At 36.4% G+C, this 14,274-nt stretch carries 15 protein-coding genes; 9 read left to right on the top strand and 6 right to left on the bottom strand.

Annotated features, from left to right (window positions below):
• Positions 1 to 25 precede the first annotated feature (25 nt).
• The 4 genes from ACR2MV_RS03285 to ACR2MV_RS03270 all read right to left on the bottom strand — a co-directional run bounded on the left by ACR2MV_RS03285 (position 26) and on the right by ACR2MV_RS03270 (position 3,106).
• Positions 26 to 778 carry an isoprenyl transferase gene (locus ACR2MV_RS03285; RefSeq protein ID WP_434020472.1) on the bottom strand — a complete coding sequence of 251 codons (753 nt, stop codon included), beginning with the start codon at positions 776 to 778 and terminating at the stop codon, positions 26 to 28.
• A gap of 5 nt (positions 779 to 783) precedes the next feature.
• Positions 784 to 1,443, bottom strand: a complete 660-nt coding sequence (locus ACR2MV_RS03280) for a DUF6089 family protein (protein ID WP_434020471.1) — start codon at positions 1,441 to 1,443, stop codon at positions 784 to 786.
• Between the two features lie 107 nt (positions 1,444 to 1,550).
• Positions 1,551 to 2,432 carry an NAD kinase gene (locus ACR2MV_RS03275; protein WP_434020470.1) on the bottom strand — a complete coding sequence of 294 codons (882 nt, stop codon included), beginning with the start codon at positions 2,430 to 2,432 and terminating at the stop codon, positions 1,551 to 1,553.
• 14 nt (positions 2,433 to 2,446) lie between these two features.
• The gene (locus tag ACR2MV_RS03270; protein ID WP_434020469.1) at positions 2,447 to 3,106 is read right to left on the bottom strand and encodes an acetoin utilization protein acuB; all 660 of its coding nucleotides are present in this window, start codon (positions 3,104 to 3,106) and stop codon (positions 2,447 to 2,449) included.
• A gap of 109 nt (positions 3,107 to 3,215) precedes the next feature.
• On the opposite strand from ACR2MV_RS03270, the gene ACR2MV_RS03265 reads away from it, so the two are divergent.
• From ACR2MV_RS03265 to dnaG, 7 genes are all read left to right on the top strand, one after another.
• On the top strand, positions 3,216 to 3,929 hold the full coding sequence (locus ACR2MV_RS03265; RefSeq protein ID WP_434020468.1) for a pyridoxine 5'-phosphate synthase: 714 nt from the start codon (positions 3,216 to 3,218) through the stop codon (positions 3,927 to 3,929).
• Positions 3,929 to 4,699 carry an alpha/beta fold hydrolase gene (locus ACR2MV_RS03260; RefSeq protein ID WP_434020467.1) on the top strand — a complete coding sequence of 257 codons (771 nt, stop codon included), beginning with the start codon at positions 3,929 to 3,931 and terminating at the stop codon, positions 4,697 to 4,699. Before ACR2MV_RS03265 ends, ACR2MV_RS03260 begins: the two co-directional genes overlap by 1 nt.
• 26 nt (positions 4,700 to 4,725) lie before the next feature.
• Positions 4,726 to 5,064: a phage holin family protein gene (locus ACR2MV_RS03255; RefSeq protein ID WP_434020466.1), complete on the top strand. Its 339-nt coding sequence runs from the start codon at positions 4,726 to 4,728 to the stop codon at positions 5,062 to 5,064.
• A 148-nt stretch (positions 5,065 to 5,212) separates the two neighbouring features.
• On the top strand, positions 5,213 to 6,535 hold the full coding sequence (tig, locus tag ACR2MV_RS03250; protein ID WP_434020465.1) for a trigger factor: 1,323 nt from the start codon (positions 5,213 to 5,215) through the stop codon (positions 6,533 to 6,535).
• 175 nt (positions 6,536 to 6,710) lie between these two features.
• Positions 6,711 to 7,373, top strand: a complete 663-nt coding sequence (gene clpP, locus ACR2MV_RS03245) for an ATP-dependent Clp endopeptidase proteolytic subunit ClpP (protein WP_434020464.1) — start codon at positions 6,711 to 6,713, stop codon at positions 7,371 to 7,373.
• 38 nt (positions 7,374 to 7,411) lie between these two features.
• Positions 7,412 to 8,650: an ATP-dependent Clp protease ATP-binding subunit ClpX gene (clpX, locus tag ACR2MV_RS03240; protein WP_434020463.1), complete on the top strand. Its 1,239-nt coding sequence runs from the start codon at positions 7,412 to 7,414 to the stop codon at positions 8,648 to 8,650.
• Between the two features lie 84 nt (positions 8,651 to 8,734).
• Positions 8,735 to 10,708 (top strand): DNA primase, encoded by a 1,974-nt coding sequence (gene dnaG / locus ACR2MV_RS03235; protein ID WP_434020462.1) that lies wholly within the window; start codon positions 8,735 to 8,737, stop codon positions 10,706 to 10,708.
• Here dnaG and nadE read toward each other — a convergent pair whose 3' ends face one another.
• Positions 10,709 to 11,500, bottom strand: coding sequence for an NAD(+) synthase (nadE, locus tag ACR2MV_RS03230; RefSeq protein ID WP_434020461.1), 792 nt, complete (start codon positions 11,498 to 11,500; stop codon positions 10,709 to 10,711).
• Between the two features lie 66 nt (positions 11,501 to 11,566).
• Between nadE and gldB the strand changes: the two genes are divergently transcribed.
• Together gldB and gldC are read left to right on the top strand one after the other, a co-directional pair.
• The gene (gene gldB, locus ACR2MV_RS03225; protein WP_434020460.1) at positions 11,567 to 12,535 is read left to right on the top strand and encodes a gliding motility lipoprotein GldB; all 969 of its coding nucleotides are present in this window, start codon (positions 11,567 to 11,569) and stop codon (positions 12,533 to 12,535) included.
• Between the two features lie 58 nt (positions 12,536 to 12,593).
• The gene (gldC, locus tag ACR2MV_RS03220) at positions 12,594 to 12,932 is read left to right on the top strand and encodes a gliding motility protein GldC (RefSeq protein ID WP_434020459.1); all 339 of its coding nucleotides are present in this window, start codon (positions 12,594 to 12,596) and stop codon (positions 12,930 to 12,932) included.
• A gap of 16 nt (positions 12,933 to 12,948) precedes the next feature.
• On the opposite strand, the gene folK is transcribed toward gldC, so the two are convergent.
• Positions 12,949 to 14,088 (bottom strand): 2-amino-4-hydroxy-6-hydroxymethyldihydropteridine diphosphokinase, encoded by a 1,140-nt coding sequence (folK, locus tag ACR2MV_RS03215; RefSeq protein WP_434020458.1) that lies wholly within the window; start codon positions 14,086 to 14,088, stop codon positions 12,949 to 12,951.
• Between the last annotated feature and the right edge of the window lie 186 nt (positions 14,089 to 14,274).

Genomic DNA, 14,274 nt, shown 5'->3' with positions numbered 1-14,274 from the left:
GAACAGTAAACCTGTATATCTTAAATTATTTATTACTGTTTTCAATTTGTTCACTTGTTTTTCCAAATCGTCTCTCTCTTCTTTGATAATTCAGTATTGCTTCGTAAAAGTCCTTCTTCCTAAAATCGGGCCACAAAATATCAGTAAAATACAATTCCGCATATGCAATTTGCCATAATAAAAAATTGCTAATGCGCATTTCCCCACTCGTTCGAATCAAAAAATCAACGACGGGCAAAGTAAATGTATATAAATGACTATTTATAATTTTTTCATCAATTTCTTCGGTGTCAAGTTCATTATTAACAATTTTTTTAGAAATGGATTTTACAGCCCTGATCAATTCTTCTTTAGCCCCGTAGTTAAGGGCAAGCGTCAATATCATGCCATCATTTTTTTCTGTCAATGACATGACTTCTTTCAATTGATTTCTCGCTAATAAAGGCAGTTTATTCAGGTTGCCAATGGCTTGTAGTTTAATGTTGTTGTCCTGAAAGGTTTTGATCTCCTTTTTTAACGAGTTTACCAGGATGCTCATGAGGGTATCGATTTCGATCTTTGGTCGTTTCCAGTTTTCAGTTGAAAATGCATAAAGAGTTAAAGCCTCTATTCCAAGTTCAACACTAGCCTCCACTGATTGTCTCACAGATTCAACCCCTTTTTTATGACCTAAAACCCTTTTTAGTCCTTGGCTTTTAGCCCATCTTCCGTTACCATCCATGATGATGGCAACATGTCGCGGGATCAAATTCTTATCTATTTGAGATACTAAATCCATAATTTTTAAAAACTTCCTGTATAACAACCTTCTCTACCAAAGGCAAATACCAATGTGATTCCTGTAAAAACATACCAGTCATTGTTGTTTGGATTGATCTGTATGTTTTCACTCAAAGGATCATAAGGATACCCATCAATATCATCCTTGAAGGTATATCTAAAACCCGTTTCAAATCCTATTCCAACATTGGGAGCGAGAATGGTTTTATACCCTGCTCCAAAAGGCATGGTAAAATTAAAGCTGCGCCCGTCATCCAATGTTCCGTAATTCACCGTACCAGCCTCGAAAAAGACATAGGGCGTATGGGTAAAGCCAACTTTTCCTAAACTATACTTGAAAAAATGATATTCTATTCCCAGTGTTATTTCATGAATGTCATTTGTAAAACTAAGATCCCTGTATTTTCTAAAAGAGTTACTCGATTGAGAATCGCTTCCTGAAATTTTTGAATACTTATAGTTCGCTCGAATTGAATAATGCGGATGCATATTCCATTTGTAAATAGCGCCGATGGCAAAGCTATTTGGATAAATGAAATTTGTTCGTCCGATGTCCCCTATATAATTACTGCCTCCAGCAAAGATTCCCGCCTCATTTATCTGAGAAAACAAACCTGTTGAAAAGAAAGAAATTAGGATTACAAATACAATTTTTTTCATCATAAAAAATAGTTCGCAAATATAAAAAAATACATTTGCATTTGATTGAAATGAATGTTCTTTTTTGATTAACAGTTTTTTAAGCGTAAAATTGTATTATATCCGTTGATTTAGTTGCGTTTATCTTCTCCCCAAAGAAGTTTTTCACGCAGTGTTTTTATGAAGGTTTGATCGTCTAATTGTAGGGTCATAATTGAAAAGCTGCATTTCTCTATTGTTAACTTTGATTTATTGTGCAAAGTATACATTCTGGAATCTAATGTGAGCAATACCTCATCTGCCCGGCTGTCAATGTTTAATTCTATATGTGTTTGGTCCGGTATTACCAGGGGGCGAACCGCCAAACTGTGAGGAGCAATAGGGGTAAGTACTATATTTTGAGATGTCGGCGATATGATGGGCCCTCCACAGCTCAGAGAATATCCGGTGGAACCGGTCGGGGTTGAAATAATGAGACCATCACTCCAATAAGTTGTAAGAAATTCAGCATCCAGCATCGTGTCAACCTTTATCATGGATGCTGTATTTTTTCTGGTAACAGTAATCTCATTCAATGCAAAATTCAATTGGTTTAAAGCGCCTTCGTCGTTTTCGGTTTGAACTCCTAATAAGGATCTTTTTTGAACCACATAATTGCCTTGGATGATGTTGTTAAAGGCCTCGGTTATACTTTCTTTCTGAATATTCGCCAAAAATCCTAAGCGTCCTGTATTGATCCCAATTACGGGAATTTCTAAATCTCTGATAAAAGTAATTGAACGCAGAAATGTGCCATCACCACCCACAGAAAAAAAGAAGTCCAGATTTCTGTCAAGATCCTCATAACCAGAGAACGTTGATACGTCAGCATATTCTGAGTGCTCGTTAAATCCCTTGTAAAAGTTTTCCTCGAAGACGATCGACACTTTGTTTTTTACACATAAATCTACGAGTTGTCCCGCATACTTTATAGTGATATCATTATTTGATTGTCCGAAAATTCCTACTTTCATAGATGGCTATGTGCTTAAATATTTAAGTATTTCTGCAAATAATTGGATCTGTCATTCAATTCTTCAAGGTATTTGTCCTTTTCAAATTCATTCAGGATCTCGTATTTATACCTTCTAAAAGAATGCAAGGTATTATTAATGTCGTGTAGGCTTAGTTTTAGGGTAATATGTGCCATGTCATTTTCTATTTTGGAGACAAAGGCTCCAAATAAAGTGGCATTGTTCGATTCAACTAGTTGAGATATTTCACTAAAAGAATAATCATTTACATTTTTGGCAACAACCAAAATCACACCTTCTTCATGTAAAAAGGGAGTGCACTTGAAAATGTTCAAAAAATCATCGAGTTCATAATAACCAATGTATTTTTTTTCTCCATTCAATATGGGCATCAAATTGGTATTATGCGTTGCAAAATTTTGCAAAACTTCGAACCAATTGATTTTTTCAATGACATAAAAAGGTTGTACCAAATGTTTGAATTCGTTTAGCTTCAGGCTATCAGGATTTAACATGTCAATCTCCTGATGTGAGATAGCACCATAATACATACCGTCATCAACAACTGGAATATGAGAATATGGAAAATCCTCAAAGGCACGCCTCATTTCACCAATGCTGTTCTGGAGATCAAAGGGTTTAACGTCGTTTAATATGTAGTTGATGGTTTGCATTAAAATAGATGGTTACTAAAGATAAAATTGTAATTTTGCCCCCTTGTGTATGCGAACGATTGTGTAAAGATATAATATCTTTTGCATTAAAATTATAAAACTGGAAGTAATGACAAAATTAAGCGTCAATATCAATAAAATTGCTACCCTACGAAATGCCAGAGGAGGAGATGTCCCGAATCTTTTAAAAGCGGCTTCAGATATTCAAGAATTTGGTGCCGAGGGGATCACAATTCATCCCAGACCGGATGAAAGACATATTCGTTATCAGGATGCCAAAGATCTTCGGTCTGTTGTGCATACAGAGTTTAATATAGAAGGAAACCCTATTCCTGAGTTCGTAGATCTTGTATTGGGTATTCAACCGGAACAAGTCACATTGGTGCCGGATGCGGTTGATGCGATCACCTCAAATGCAGGTTGGGATACCCTGCAAAATGCCGGTTTTTTGAAAGAAGTTGTCGCAGAATTTAAAAGAAACGGAATTAGAACGTCCATATTTATGGATCCCGACATTCGATTAATTGAAGCGGCAGCAGAGACGGGTACGGACAGAATTGAGTTGTATACTGAATCCTATGCGGTTGCTTATGAGGCAGATGACACGTCCGGTGTTCAGACCTATGTTGAAGCAGCAAAGAAGGCAATGGAATTAGGGCTTGGAATTAATGCAGGTCATGACCTTAGCCTGTCCAATCTGAAGTATTTTGTACAAGAAGTTCCAGGAGTATTAGAAGTATCTATCGGACATGCCCTGATCTCAGAAGCCCTTTATTTTGGACTTCAAAATGTAGTAAGCATGTACCTTCAAAAACTAAAATAATGGAACTATTACATTCCTTAGTGATTGGAAATGGGGAGCCCCTGATTATTTTGCATGGCTTTTTGGGTATGGGAGACAATTGGAAGACACTTGCCAATAAATTCGGACTTGATTATGAAGTTCATCTTGTTGATCAGAGAAATCACGGACGAAGCTTTCATGATGATGATTTTTCCTATGAATTATTGGTGGAGGATCTCTTGGCATACCTAGATCATCATCAGTTAGATCAAGTGAACATATTGGGCCATTCCATGGGAGGGAAAACCGGAATGTTATTTGCGGTTGAACATCCTGAAAGACTGAGAAAACTGATAGTTGCAGATATTGCACCCAAATTCTATCCGCCACATCATCAATATATTCTTGATGCACTGAATGAGGTTGATTTTTCTGTTGTTTCATCCCGGTCCGAAATTGATTTCCTCTTAAAAAAACATATTCCTGAAAACGGCATCAGACAGTTTTTATTAAAGAATGTATACAGAGTCGAAAAAAATAAATTGGCCTATCGGTTCAACTTAGAAGTATTGGAAGAACATATTGATGAAATAGGAGTAGCACTTCCTCCAAGGACATTTTTTGAAGGCCCCGTTTTATTTTTGAAAGGAGCTTTATCGGGCTATATTACCAATCAGGATGAAGCTTTAATTGACAGTCATTTCCCGGATAATGAAATTGTAACTATCGATCGGGCAAGTCATTGGCTGCATGCTGAGAACCCAATTGATTTTTACGATAATGTTGTTGGATTCCTTAAAAATGACTAATTTGCTCAAGGTCTTAAAACAGCACTATGAATTACCTCTTTAAAGTACTTTTAACGGCATTGGCAGTATTATTAATTGCCTATTTTTTACCAGGAGTTGAGGTTGATGACTATGGAACAGCGATTTGGGTAGCCTTTATTGTGGGTATTTTATTTTCAATCCTCAAGCCCATTTTAGTTATTCTCACGCTTCCGGTTACCATTTTAACTTTGGGTCTGTTTTTGTTTGTCATCAATGCTGCTATGATTTTACTGGCCAATAGCTGGATCGATGGTTTTAGTGTTGCTGGTTTTTGGACAGCATTGTTATTCAGTATCTTACTTTCGTTTTTTGAATCAATTCTTCACAAGCTGATTGAAAAGTAATTTTTGGGGTCTGACACCCGGTCTTTCGCAATTTTAACATAACATTAGTCTATTTTAGGATTCAATTGGAACAATCATTGTTATAATTTGATCTAAAATCATTATTTTTGCAGCCTCAAATTCAAAAAAAGAGATAAATTTATTTAGAATGAAGATTACGAAAGAAGACATTGATGCGTTGAATTCAGTTGTTAAGATTGATATTACAGCGAATGATTATCAGGAGAAAGTTGATACGCAGCTAAACGATTACAGAAGAAAGGCAAATATTCCTGGATTTAGAAAAGGACATGTGCCGATGAGTTTGGTGAAAAAACAATATGGAAAGTCTGTGATGATTGATGAAGTAAATAAACTTCTTCAAGAATCTTTGAATAAATTTTTAGTGGAAGAGAAATTGGATGTTCTTGGAAATCCATTGCCAAAAATGCAAGATGATTTTTCTTGGGATGAGGAAAAATTTTCTTTTGAATTTGAATTGGGATTGGCACCTGATTTTGAGGTAAACCTAAAGCCTAAGAAAGCGATTAATTCTTACAAGATTGTTGCTGATGACAAGATGATTAACAATCAAATTGAAAATATCAGAGAACAGTACGGAAAGATGATTACCCAGGCAGCAGTTGAAGAGAATTCAAATGTGACCGGTACTTTTGTGAATGAAGAAAAAGAGATCGAAAAGAAATCTACTTTCAAAGTTGAGAAAATTAAAGGGAAGGTAAATTTAAAAAAGTTTGTTGGTGCTAAAGTAGGGGATGTTCTTTCTTTAAAATCAAAGAACTTATTTACGGATGATCATATGTTAATGAATGTCTTGGGTCTTTCTCATGATGATGCCCACGGATTTGATGCACCGCTAACTTTTACAATTGAAGAAATTACCCAAACTGAATTGGCTGATTTGAATCAGGAATTATTTGATAAACTATTTGGTGAAGGTCTTGTTAAAACTGATGAAGAACTAAAAGACAGATTAAAAGAAGATGCTGAGAAGCAATTCGGATCTCAGGCTGATCAGCAATTATTGAATGCTGTAACTGAGAGTTTGATTGAGAATACTTCTTTTGAGCTTCCTGCTGAATTTTTGAAAAAGTGGCTTGCGGTATCCGGAGAGAAACCAATGACTCCAGAAGAAGCTAAGGAAGAATACGAAAGATCTGAAAAAGGCTTAAGATACCAACTAATTGAAGGAAAGTTGATGACTGACAATAAGTTGCAAGTTTCTTACGAAGACTTAAAAGAGTATACGAAAGGTTTTGTAAAAGCGCAAATGGCTCAGTTTGGAGATAACAAAATTGAGGACAAGGAGCTTGATGAAATTGTCAACAGAGTGCTTTCAAATCAAGAAGAAGTAAAAAGACTTTCTGATCAATTGAAAAACGAAAAACTGTTAACCTTTTTCAAGGAAAACATTAAGTTAAAAACAAAGGAAGTAACCTATGAGGACTTTGTGAAAGAAGTTTATAAATAAAACTTTATATATACAAAAGAACTCCATAGTGACTTGTCATTATGGAGTTTTTTTTTGACTGAACTATAGTCTCTTTACTATCGGTTAATTCGTGAATTTCGGGATGATAATTTGGGTAACAATACATCCTAATTAATTAGTATATTTACAGACTTAACGATTAAAAAGTATTTATATGAATTTTGGAAATGAGTTTAAAAAATTCGCTGTAAAAGATCAAGGAATAAATAGCCTTTACGTAGACCAGATCGTCAGCAGCGTGACCCCATATATTATTGAAGAGAGACAATTGAACGTTGCTCAAATGGATGTTTTTTCCCGTTTAATGATGGATAGAATCATTTTTTTGGGAACAGGAATTAATGATCAGGTGGCGAATATTATTCAGGCACAATTATTGTTCTTAGAAAGTGTAGACTCGTCAAAAGATATATCAATATATATTAATTCACCGGGAGGTGGCGTTTATGCAGGTTTAGGAATTTATGATACGATGCAGTTTATCAAGCCTGATGTAGCAACTATTTGTACAGGGATGGCGGCTTCTATGGGTGCCGTTTTAATGTGTGCAGGAGAAAAAGGCAAAAGATCGGCGCTTCCACATTCGAGAATCATGATCCACCAGCCTTTGGGAGGTGCGCAAGGCCAGGCTTCTGATATAGAAATTACAGCAAGAGAGATTCTTAAATTAAAAGATGAATTGTATGCCATCATAGCGAAGCATTCAGGACAAAAAGTGAAAAAGGTTCATGATGATTCAGATAGAGATTACTGGATGAAGGCAGATGAGGCCAAGTCCTATGGAATGATTGATGAAGTATTGGCACGAAGCAAATAATAAAGGAGGATTAACATCCTAAATTAACAAAGCAGATTATGGCGAAGAAAGAAGAATTAGAATGTTCATTTTGTAAAAGAAAAAAGGAAGAGACTAATTTGTTAATAGCAGGCGTTGATTCTCATATATGCGATAAGTGTATTGAGCAGGCCCATGGTATAGTGCTGGAAGAATCAATCAACGAAAGTAAAAACGTTAGTAGTGAATTTCTGGTTAAAAAGCCACGTGAAATAAAGACTTTTCTGGACCAATATATTATTGGTCAAGATCAGGCAAAAAAGGTGATGTCTGTTGCGGTTTATAATCATTATAAAAGATTATTGCAGCCGGCTACTACCAAGGATGACGATATCGAGATTGAAAAAAGTAATATAGTATTGGTGGGAGAAACGGGTACAGGAAAAACCTTGATTGCCAGAACCATTGCTAAAATGCTGGATGTTCCTTTCGCTATTGTAGATGCGACCGTTCTAACGGAAGCCGGGTATGTTGGGGAAGATGTGGAAACCATTTTGACAAGACTGTTACAAGCAGCAGATTATAAAGTTGACAAGGCAGAAAGAGGTATTGTATTTATTGATGAAATCGATAAAATTGCGAGAAAAGGCGATAATCCATCCATCACCAGAGACGTTTCAGGAGAAGGTGTTCAACAGGCCTTGTTAAAGTTGTTAGAAGGGACTGTTGTTAACGTGCCGCCTAAAGGAGGCAGAAAGCACCCGGATCAAAAATTTGTTGAGGTCAATACCAAGAATATTCTATTTATTGCCGGAGGTGCCTTTAGCGGTATCGACAGAGTGATTAGCAAGCGATTGAATATGCAGGCTGTAGGCTATAGTGCTTCTATCTCAGATGATAAGATTGATGAAGAGAACTTATTGCAATATATCATTCCTTCGGATCTGAAAAACTTTGGTCTGATTCCTGAAATCATTGGTAGATTACCTGCCCTTACATTCATGAGACCCTTGGATAAAGAAACCTTACGATCTATTTTAACGGAGCCAAAAAATGCCATTATTAAGCAATACACTAAATTGTTTGACATGGACGGCATTAGTTTTAAGATAGATGAAAAGGCCCTTGATTTTATAGTGGACAGGGCTGTGGAATATAAATTAGGAGCCAGAGGCTTACGGTCTCTGTGTGAAGAAATTCTGACAGATGCTATGTTTGAAATGCCGGGAGAGGAAGAAACCAGTTTGAGAGTAACGAAAAAATATGCTCAGGACAAGTTGACAAAATCAACGATTAAAAAATTAAAGGCGGTATCCTAAACCAACATTTAAATAACAAATTGAAAAAAACTGTCAAGCTCTGACAGTTTTTTTATCTTTATATCCTAAATTTTTTGTTTTAAAATGATTGCAAGAGACACCATTGACAAAGTATTTGAAACCGCCAGGGTGGAGGAAGTGATTGGTGATTTTGTTAATTTGAAGAAAGCAGGTGCAAATTATAAAGGACTCAGCCCGTTTACAGATGAAAAGACACCTTCTTTTATGGTGTCACCTGTGAAGCAGATCTGGAAGGACTTTAGTACCGGAAAAGGAGGGAATTCCATTACTTTTTTAATGGAACACGAACATTATTCCTATCCTGAAGCCATACGATATCTGGCTAAAAAATACCAGATTGAAATCGAGGAGACTGTACAGAACGAAGAAGAAAAGAAACGTTCTAATGAAAAGGAGAGTATGTTCCTGGTATCAGAATACGCCAAGACATATTTTATGGATACCCTCTGGAATTCAGAGAAAGGCAAAGCCATAGGTTTGTCATATTTTAAGGAAAGGGGATTTACTGATGAAACCATCAGGAAGTTTGAATTAGGATATTCCTTGGATGAATGGTCTGCTTTTACCGATGAGGCCATCAGCAAAAAATATGAAATTGAATTTCTGGATAAAACAGGATTGACCATTGTCAAAGACAATCGGAAATTTGACCGTTTCAAGGGAAGGGTCATGTTCCCGATTCAGAGCATGAGTGGTAGAATTCTTGGTTTTGGAGGAAGAACCTTGTCGACAGATAAGAGAGCCGCCAAATACCTGAATTCACCAGAAAGTGATATTTACCATAAAAGTAAAGTTTTATATGGTCTTTATCAGGCCAAACAAAGTGTTGCCAAAGAAGACAATTGCTATTTGGTTGAAGGGTATACGGATGTTATTTCAATGTGGCAATCTGGGATAGAAAATGTTGTGGCTTCTTCAGGAACTGCCTTAACACCGGATCAAATTAGGCTGATCAATCGGTTGACAAACAATATTACTGTCTTGTTTGATGGTGATGCAGCAGGAATAAGAGCTTCTATTCGAGGAATTGATTTGATTCTCGAACAGGGCATGAATGTAAAAGTAGTGGCCTTTCCAGAAGGAGATGATCCGGATAGTTTTGCTAAAGCGAGAACAAGTGAAGAGATCAAAGAGTATCTGCATGAACATTCCCAGGATTTTATTCAGTTTAAAACTTCGCTCTTACTTGAAGAAACAAAGAATGATCCGATTAAGCGAGCAGAATTAATTCGTGATATTGTTTCGAGTATTTCTAAGATCCCAAATAATATTCAAAAGGAAATTTATGTGCAGGAATGTGCGCGCATCATGAATATTTCTGAAAGTGTTCTTTTTAATGAGTTATCCCAGATTTTAAAAAGAGGAGCTAAGGAGGCCCATCCTTCGAAAGTGCAGAAAACACCGTTTACCGGGGTAAAGAAAGAGGCGAAAAAAATTGAGAAAATTGATCAGCTCTTTCAGATGGAGAAGAAAATTATTGAAATACTGCTATTGTACGGCAATGAGCAAGTTGATTTTGTGGATTTTACTTCTGAAATTGACGATAATGGTAAGAAGAAGATGGTTAAGAACAATTATTCAAACATCGTTTGTAAGGAGATTTACATGCATTTACAGGAAGATGAAATTGAATTTACGAACCCTGTTTTTTTGAAGATATATTATGAGATTATTCACTTGTTGAACCAGGAACAGGGTATTTCGGCGGATTTGTTTACCAACCATGAGGATGTGGATGTTTCATCAACAGTGACAGATATCTTAATGGAAGAGGAAAGGCATATTCTGAGCAGCTGGGAAAAGCACGATATATTTGTAAAGGAAAAGGAAAGCTATCTTCCAAAATTGGTGATGGATGTACTTTATAATTTACGTCGTTTACTGATTGCTGAAAAAATAGATTCCCTGAAAACAGACCTGCAATCAGATCAGGAATCAACAAAGGAATTGATGGACAACACAGAGACCCTTGAATCCATCCGCGATTATACAGCTTTAAAACAATTGTTGTTTGAAAAGCTCAACAGAGTCATATAGCTAGGAGACTTTGAGATTTTCAGGAATTTCACACACTGGTATTGGAACCATTTTATGCTTGTTGGCTGCATGAAGTTTTGAATAAATTTCCAGTACTTTCTCTTGTCTCTTACTAAGGTTATCAGTTTCTTCCTCTTCAATAGCTTTCATGGCCCATTCCAGTTCGTTATAGCTGGCACCCAATTGGTCTTCATCTGTCCGGTCATCTCCCCATAAGCCATCTGTTGGGGCTGCTGTTCTGATTTCCTGGTTTATACCTAGGTGTTCGGCAATTGCATACACCTCACTTTTCATCAAATCTGCAATTGGACTCAGATCAACTCCTCCATCTCCATATTTGGTAAAAAAACCTACGCCAAAATCTTCGACCTTGTTTCCGGTCCCGGCAACGAGCAACCCTTTTAAGGCAGCGAAATAATAAAGGGAGGTCATTCTTAATCGAGCTCTGGTATTTGCCAGGGATAAAAATCGGGCTTCCTCATTCTCCACCTGGGGGAATGCGTCTACCAGACTGTCAAACACAGGAGTCAGATTCACTTGAGAAAAGCCCACATTTGAAAAATTATGCTGAAGCCATTCAATATGATTCATGGCTCTGTTTACTTGGGTAGGAGCTTGATGAATCGGCATTTCCAGACATAGAAGTTCTAATCCTGTTTTGGCACAAAGGGTAGAAGTAACTGCAGAATCAATTCCTCCGGAAATACCAATTACAAAACCTTTTACACCAGCTTTGACGGCATAATCTTTTAACCAGTTCACAATGTGATTTGTAACTTTTTCTGTGTTCATTATTGCTAAGTATTTATTAGTTTTGCGACACACAAAAATATTAATTTTTCTTGGCAATTATTTTAAATGAACGTTATTAAATATTTTTTTCTTGTTTTAATTTTTTGGCAGCTTGTTAGCTGTTCTAATAATGATAAGGTGACTGCTGATGTTTCAGGAATTGAAATTAACCTGGATGTAGATAGATTTGAGCAACGATTTTATACGGCAGGTCCTAAAGACCTTCCTACCTTAAAGGCTGATTTTCCATTTCTTTTTCCTGAACCAAACCCTGATTCTATCTGGACCTCAAAGATGAAAGACGAGGATGAATTGTTTCTGTATACTTCCTCACAGGAGGTTTTTGGTGATTTTTCAAAAGAGAAGGAGGGACTTTCAGAGTTATTCAAGCATGTAAAATATTATTTTCCAAAATTTAAAGAACCGCGAATTATTACCATTCTTTCAAATGTAGATTATGAGAATGGAATTATTTATGCGGATAGCCTGATGTTTGTCTCTTTGGATGTTTACCTGGGAAAGGACCATGTGGTTTATGAGGATTATCCGGCATATATCAAACAGAATTTTACGAAGGAGCATTTATTAGTGGATGCCGCGGAACAAATTGAAACAACCATTGTAAGACCATCAGCCTTGAATTCTTATATTTCGAGAATTGTTCAAGAAGGTAAAAAGAAGTACCTGAGTTCACTTTTTTTACCAACAGTTGGTCCTGCCGAAATAATGGGATATAGTCCTGATCAATTAGAATGGGCGGAAATGAGTGAAGCAAATATCTGGAAGTATTTCATTCAAAAAGAGATGTTGTATTCAAATGATGCGACATTAACAGACAGGTTTATCGCAGATGCCCCTTTTTCCAAATTTTATTTAGAAGTCGATAAGGATTCTCCGGGAAGGATCGGCATATGGTTTGGCTGGCAAATTGTAAACTCGTTTATGAAACACAATGACATAGGTATTAATGAAATGCTTGTGCTTGATAACGAAGAACTGTTTAAAAAATCTAAGTACAAACCTAAAAAGCGTTAGCACAAAAGCGCCTGCAGAAAGCGCAAGAGAATTAGTTTAAAAAAAAGAAAGAATAGTTATGGCAGTAAAGCACAGATCAGAAATAAACGTGAAGGTTGGCTTGGATGAAAACAGAGTTCCTGAAGAATTGCATTGGTCCGCGGATGATGGAGCGATAAATAATATGGAAGCAAAAGCCATGTTGTTATCGGTTTGGGATTCCAGTGAAAAGGATACGTATAAAATAAACCTGTGGACCAAGGAAATGCCCGTAAATGAAATGATTCAATTTTTTCATCAAACACTTACTTCCATGGCGGATACCTTTGAGGCTGCCACCAGCGATGATAAAATGAGCGCAACAATGCGTGATTTTTGTGACTATTATGCTGAAAAGATGGGGATCAAAAGACAGTAGCTGTTATACAATATCCTCAATCAGATGAAGGTTCGAAGGCTAAAATATCTTTGAGGATTTTTCTGTAGTCTGCTTCATTGTTTACGAAGTCAAGCTCAGATACGTCAAGAATCAGGGTGTTTAATTCTTCTTTTGATTTGATAAAGGATATATAACCTTTATGGATCTTATCCAGGTAATCGGCTTGGATATTTTGTTCGTAATCCCTGCCTCTGCGTTTAATATTTTCTATCAGTCTTTCTGTATTTTGATACAAAAACACATAAACATCAGGTTTAGAAATTTCCTTGTACATGATGTCAAACATTTTTCGATACAGACTATATTCTTCTTTGGGTAAGGTCACCTGGGCAAAAATCAAGGATTTGAAAATATAGTAGTCAGAGACGATGAAGTTTTTAAACAAATCAAATTGTGACAGGCCATCGGTTAGTTGGTGATACCTGTCTGCTAAAAAACTCATTTCTAAAGGAAAGGCATATCGATCTTCATCCTTATAAAATTTTGGAAGAAAGGGATTATCGGCAAATCGCTCAAGGACTAGTTTCGCATTATAATCATCACCAATTCTTTTCGCTAAACTTGTTTTACCTGACCCGATATTTCCTTCGATTGCGATATAATTATACTTTTCTACCAGTGAAATAGGACGAATAAGTTGATGCGCTATCTTTTCAATATGCTGGCTATCCTGGCATTGTTGAAGGCAGATCAGAATGGTTTTTTTAGTGATGGGATGCATAACATTGGGTGCGATTTCAGTTAAAGGAACTAAAACGAATTTCCGTTGCAGCATTGCTGGATGAGGCACCTTCAAGTCATTATAAAAGATGATCTCATCATCAAAAAGTAAAATATCAATGTCTATAATACGATTTATATAGGATGGTCCTGCATCTCTTATCCGGCCCAGTTTATTTTCGATGTTGATCACCGCCTGAATCATTTTTTCAGGGCTGAGGCTGCTGGATACTTCGAGGCAGATATTATAAAAATCCTCTCCTTCAAAGCCCCAGGACTTCGTTTTATATACGGAAGAAACTTTCGTAACATGACCAATATCCTGGTTGATTTCGTCAATGGCACCTTGTAGGTTTTGGAGTTTGTTTCCCAGGTTGCTTCCCAGCGACAGGTATGTTGTACGCACTATTTTCAAGGCAGGTTCTTTTTTGATTTAAATCATCGGAAAATTAACAAGAAGATACTATATTGCTCTAATAATACATTGTTAATTTAGACAAGTACAAAGTAAGTAAAACGAATGTGTAATTAGAATGGCTTTCTGCTTAAGTTTTTAACATTTGTAACTTTGATCGCTTGTAGGCGACATATATAAAAACAC

The sequence above is a fragment of the Lutimonas sp. genome, assembly GCF_051011215.1.
Taxonomy (GTDB): Bacteria; Bacteroidota; Bacteroidia; order Flavobacteriales; family Flavobacteriaceae; genus Lutimonas.
The sequence above is the reverse complement of the archived record's forward strand: the minus strand, read 5'-3'. Positions and strand labels throughout refer to the sequence as shown.

Coding starts and splice junctions, on each gene's coding strand:
- clpX (WP_434020463.1), top strand. CDS start 7,412: ATGGCGAAGAAAGAAGAATTAGAATGTTCATTTTGTAAAAGAAAAAAG.
- ACR2MV_RS03260 (WP_434020467.1), top strand. CDS start 3,929: ATGGAACTATTACATTCCTTAGTGATTGGAAATGGGGAGCCCCTGATT.
- gldC (WP_434020459.1), top strand. CDS start 12,594: ATGGCAGTAAAGCACAGATCAGAAATAAACGTGAAGGTTGGCTTGGAT.
- ACR2MV_RS03275 (WP_434020470.1), bottom strand. CDS start 2,432: ATGAAAGTAGGAATTTTCGGACAATCAAATAATGATATCACTATAAAG.
- dnaG (WP_434020462.1), top strand. CDS start 8,735: ATGATTGCAAGAGACACCATTGACAAAGTATTTGAAACCGCCAGGGTG.
- ACR2MV_RS03270 (WP_434020469.1), bottom strand. CDS start 3,106: ATGCAAACCATCAACTACATATTAAACGACGTTAAACCCTTTGATCTC.
- tig (WP_434020465.1), top strand. CDS start 5,213: ATGAAGATTACGAAAGAAGACATTGATGCGTTGAATTCAGTTGTTAAG.
- clpP (WP_434020464.1), top strand. CDS start 6,711: ATGAATTTTGGAAATGAGTTTAAAAAATTCGCTGTAAAAGATCAAGGA.
- gldB (WP_434020460.1), top strand. CDS start 11,567: ATGAACGTTATTAAATATTTTTTTCTTGTTTTAATTTTTTGGCAGCTT.
- ACR2MV_RS03255 (WP_434020466.1), top strand. CDS start 4,726: ATGAATTACCTCTTTAAAGTACTTTTAACGGCATTGGCAGTATTATTA.
- ACR2MV_RS03265 (WP_434020468.1), top strand. CDS start 3,216: ATGACAAAATTAAGCGTCAATATCAATAAAATTGCTACCCTACGAAAT.
- ACR2MV_RS03280 (WP_434020471.1), bottom strand. CDS start 1,443: ATGATGAAAAAAATTGTATTTGTAATCCTAATTTCTTTCTTTTCAACA.
- ACR2MV_RS03285 (WP_434020472.1), bottom strand. CDS start 778: ATGGATTTAGTATCTCAAATAGATAAGAATTTGATCCCGCGACATGTT.
- nadE (WP_434020461.1), bottom strand. CDS start 11,500: ATGAACACAGAAAAAGTTACAAATCACATTGTGAACTGGTTAAAAGAT.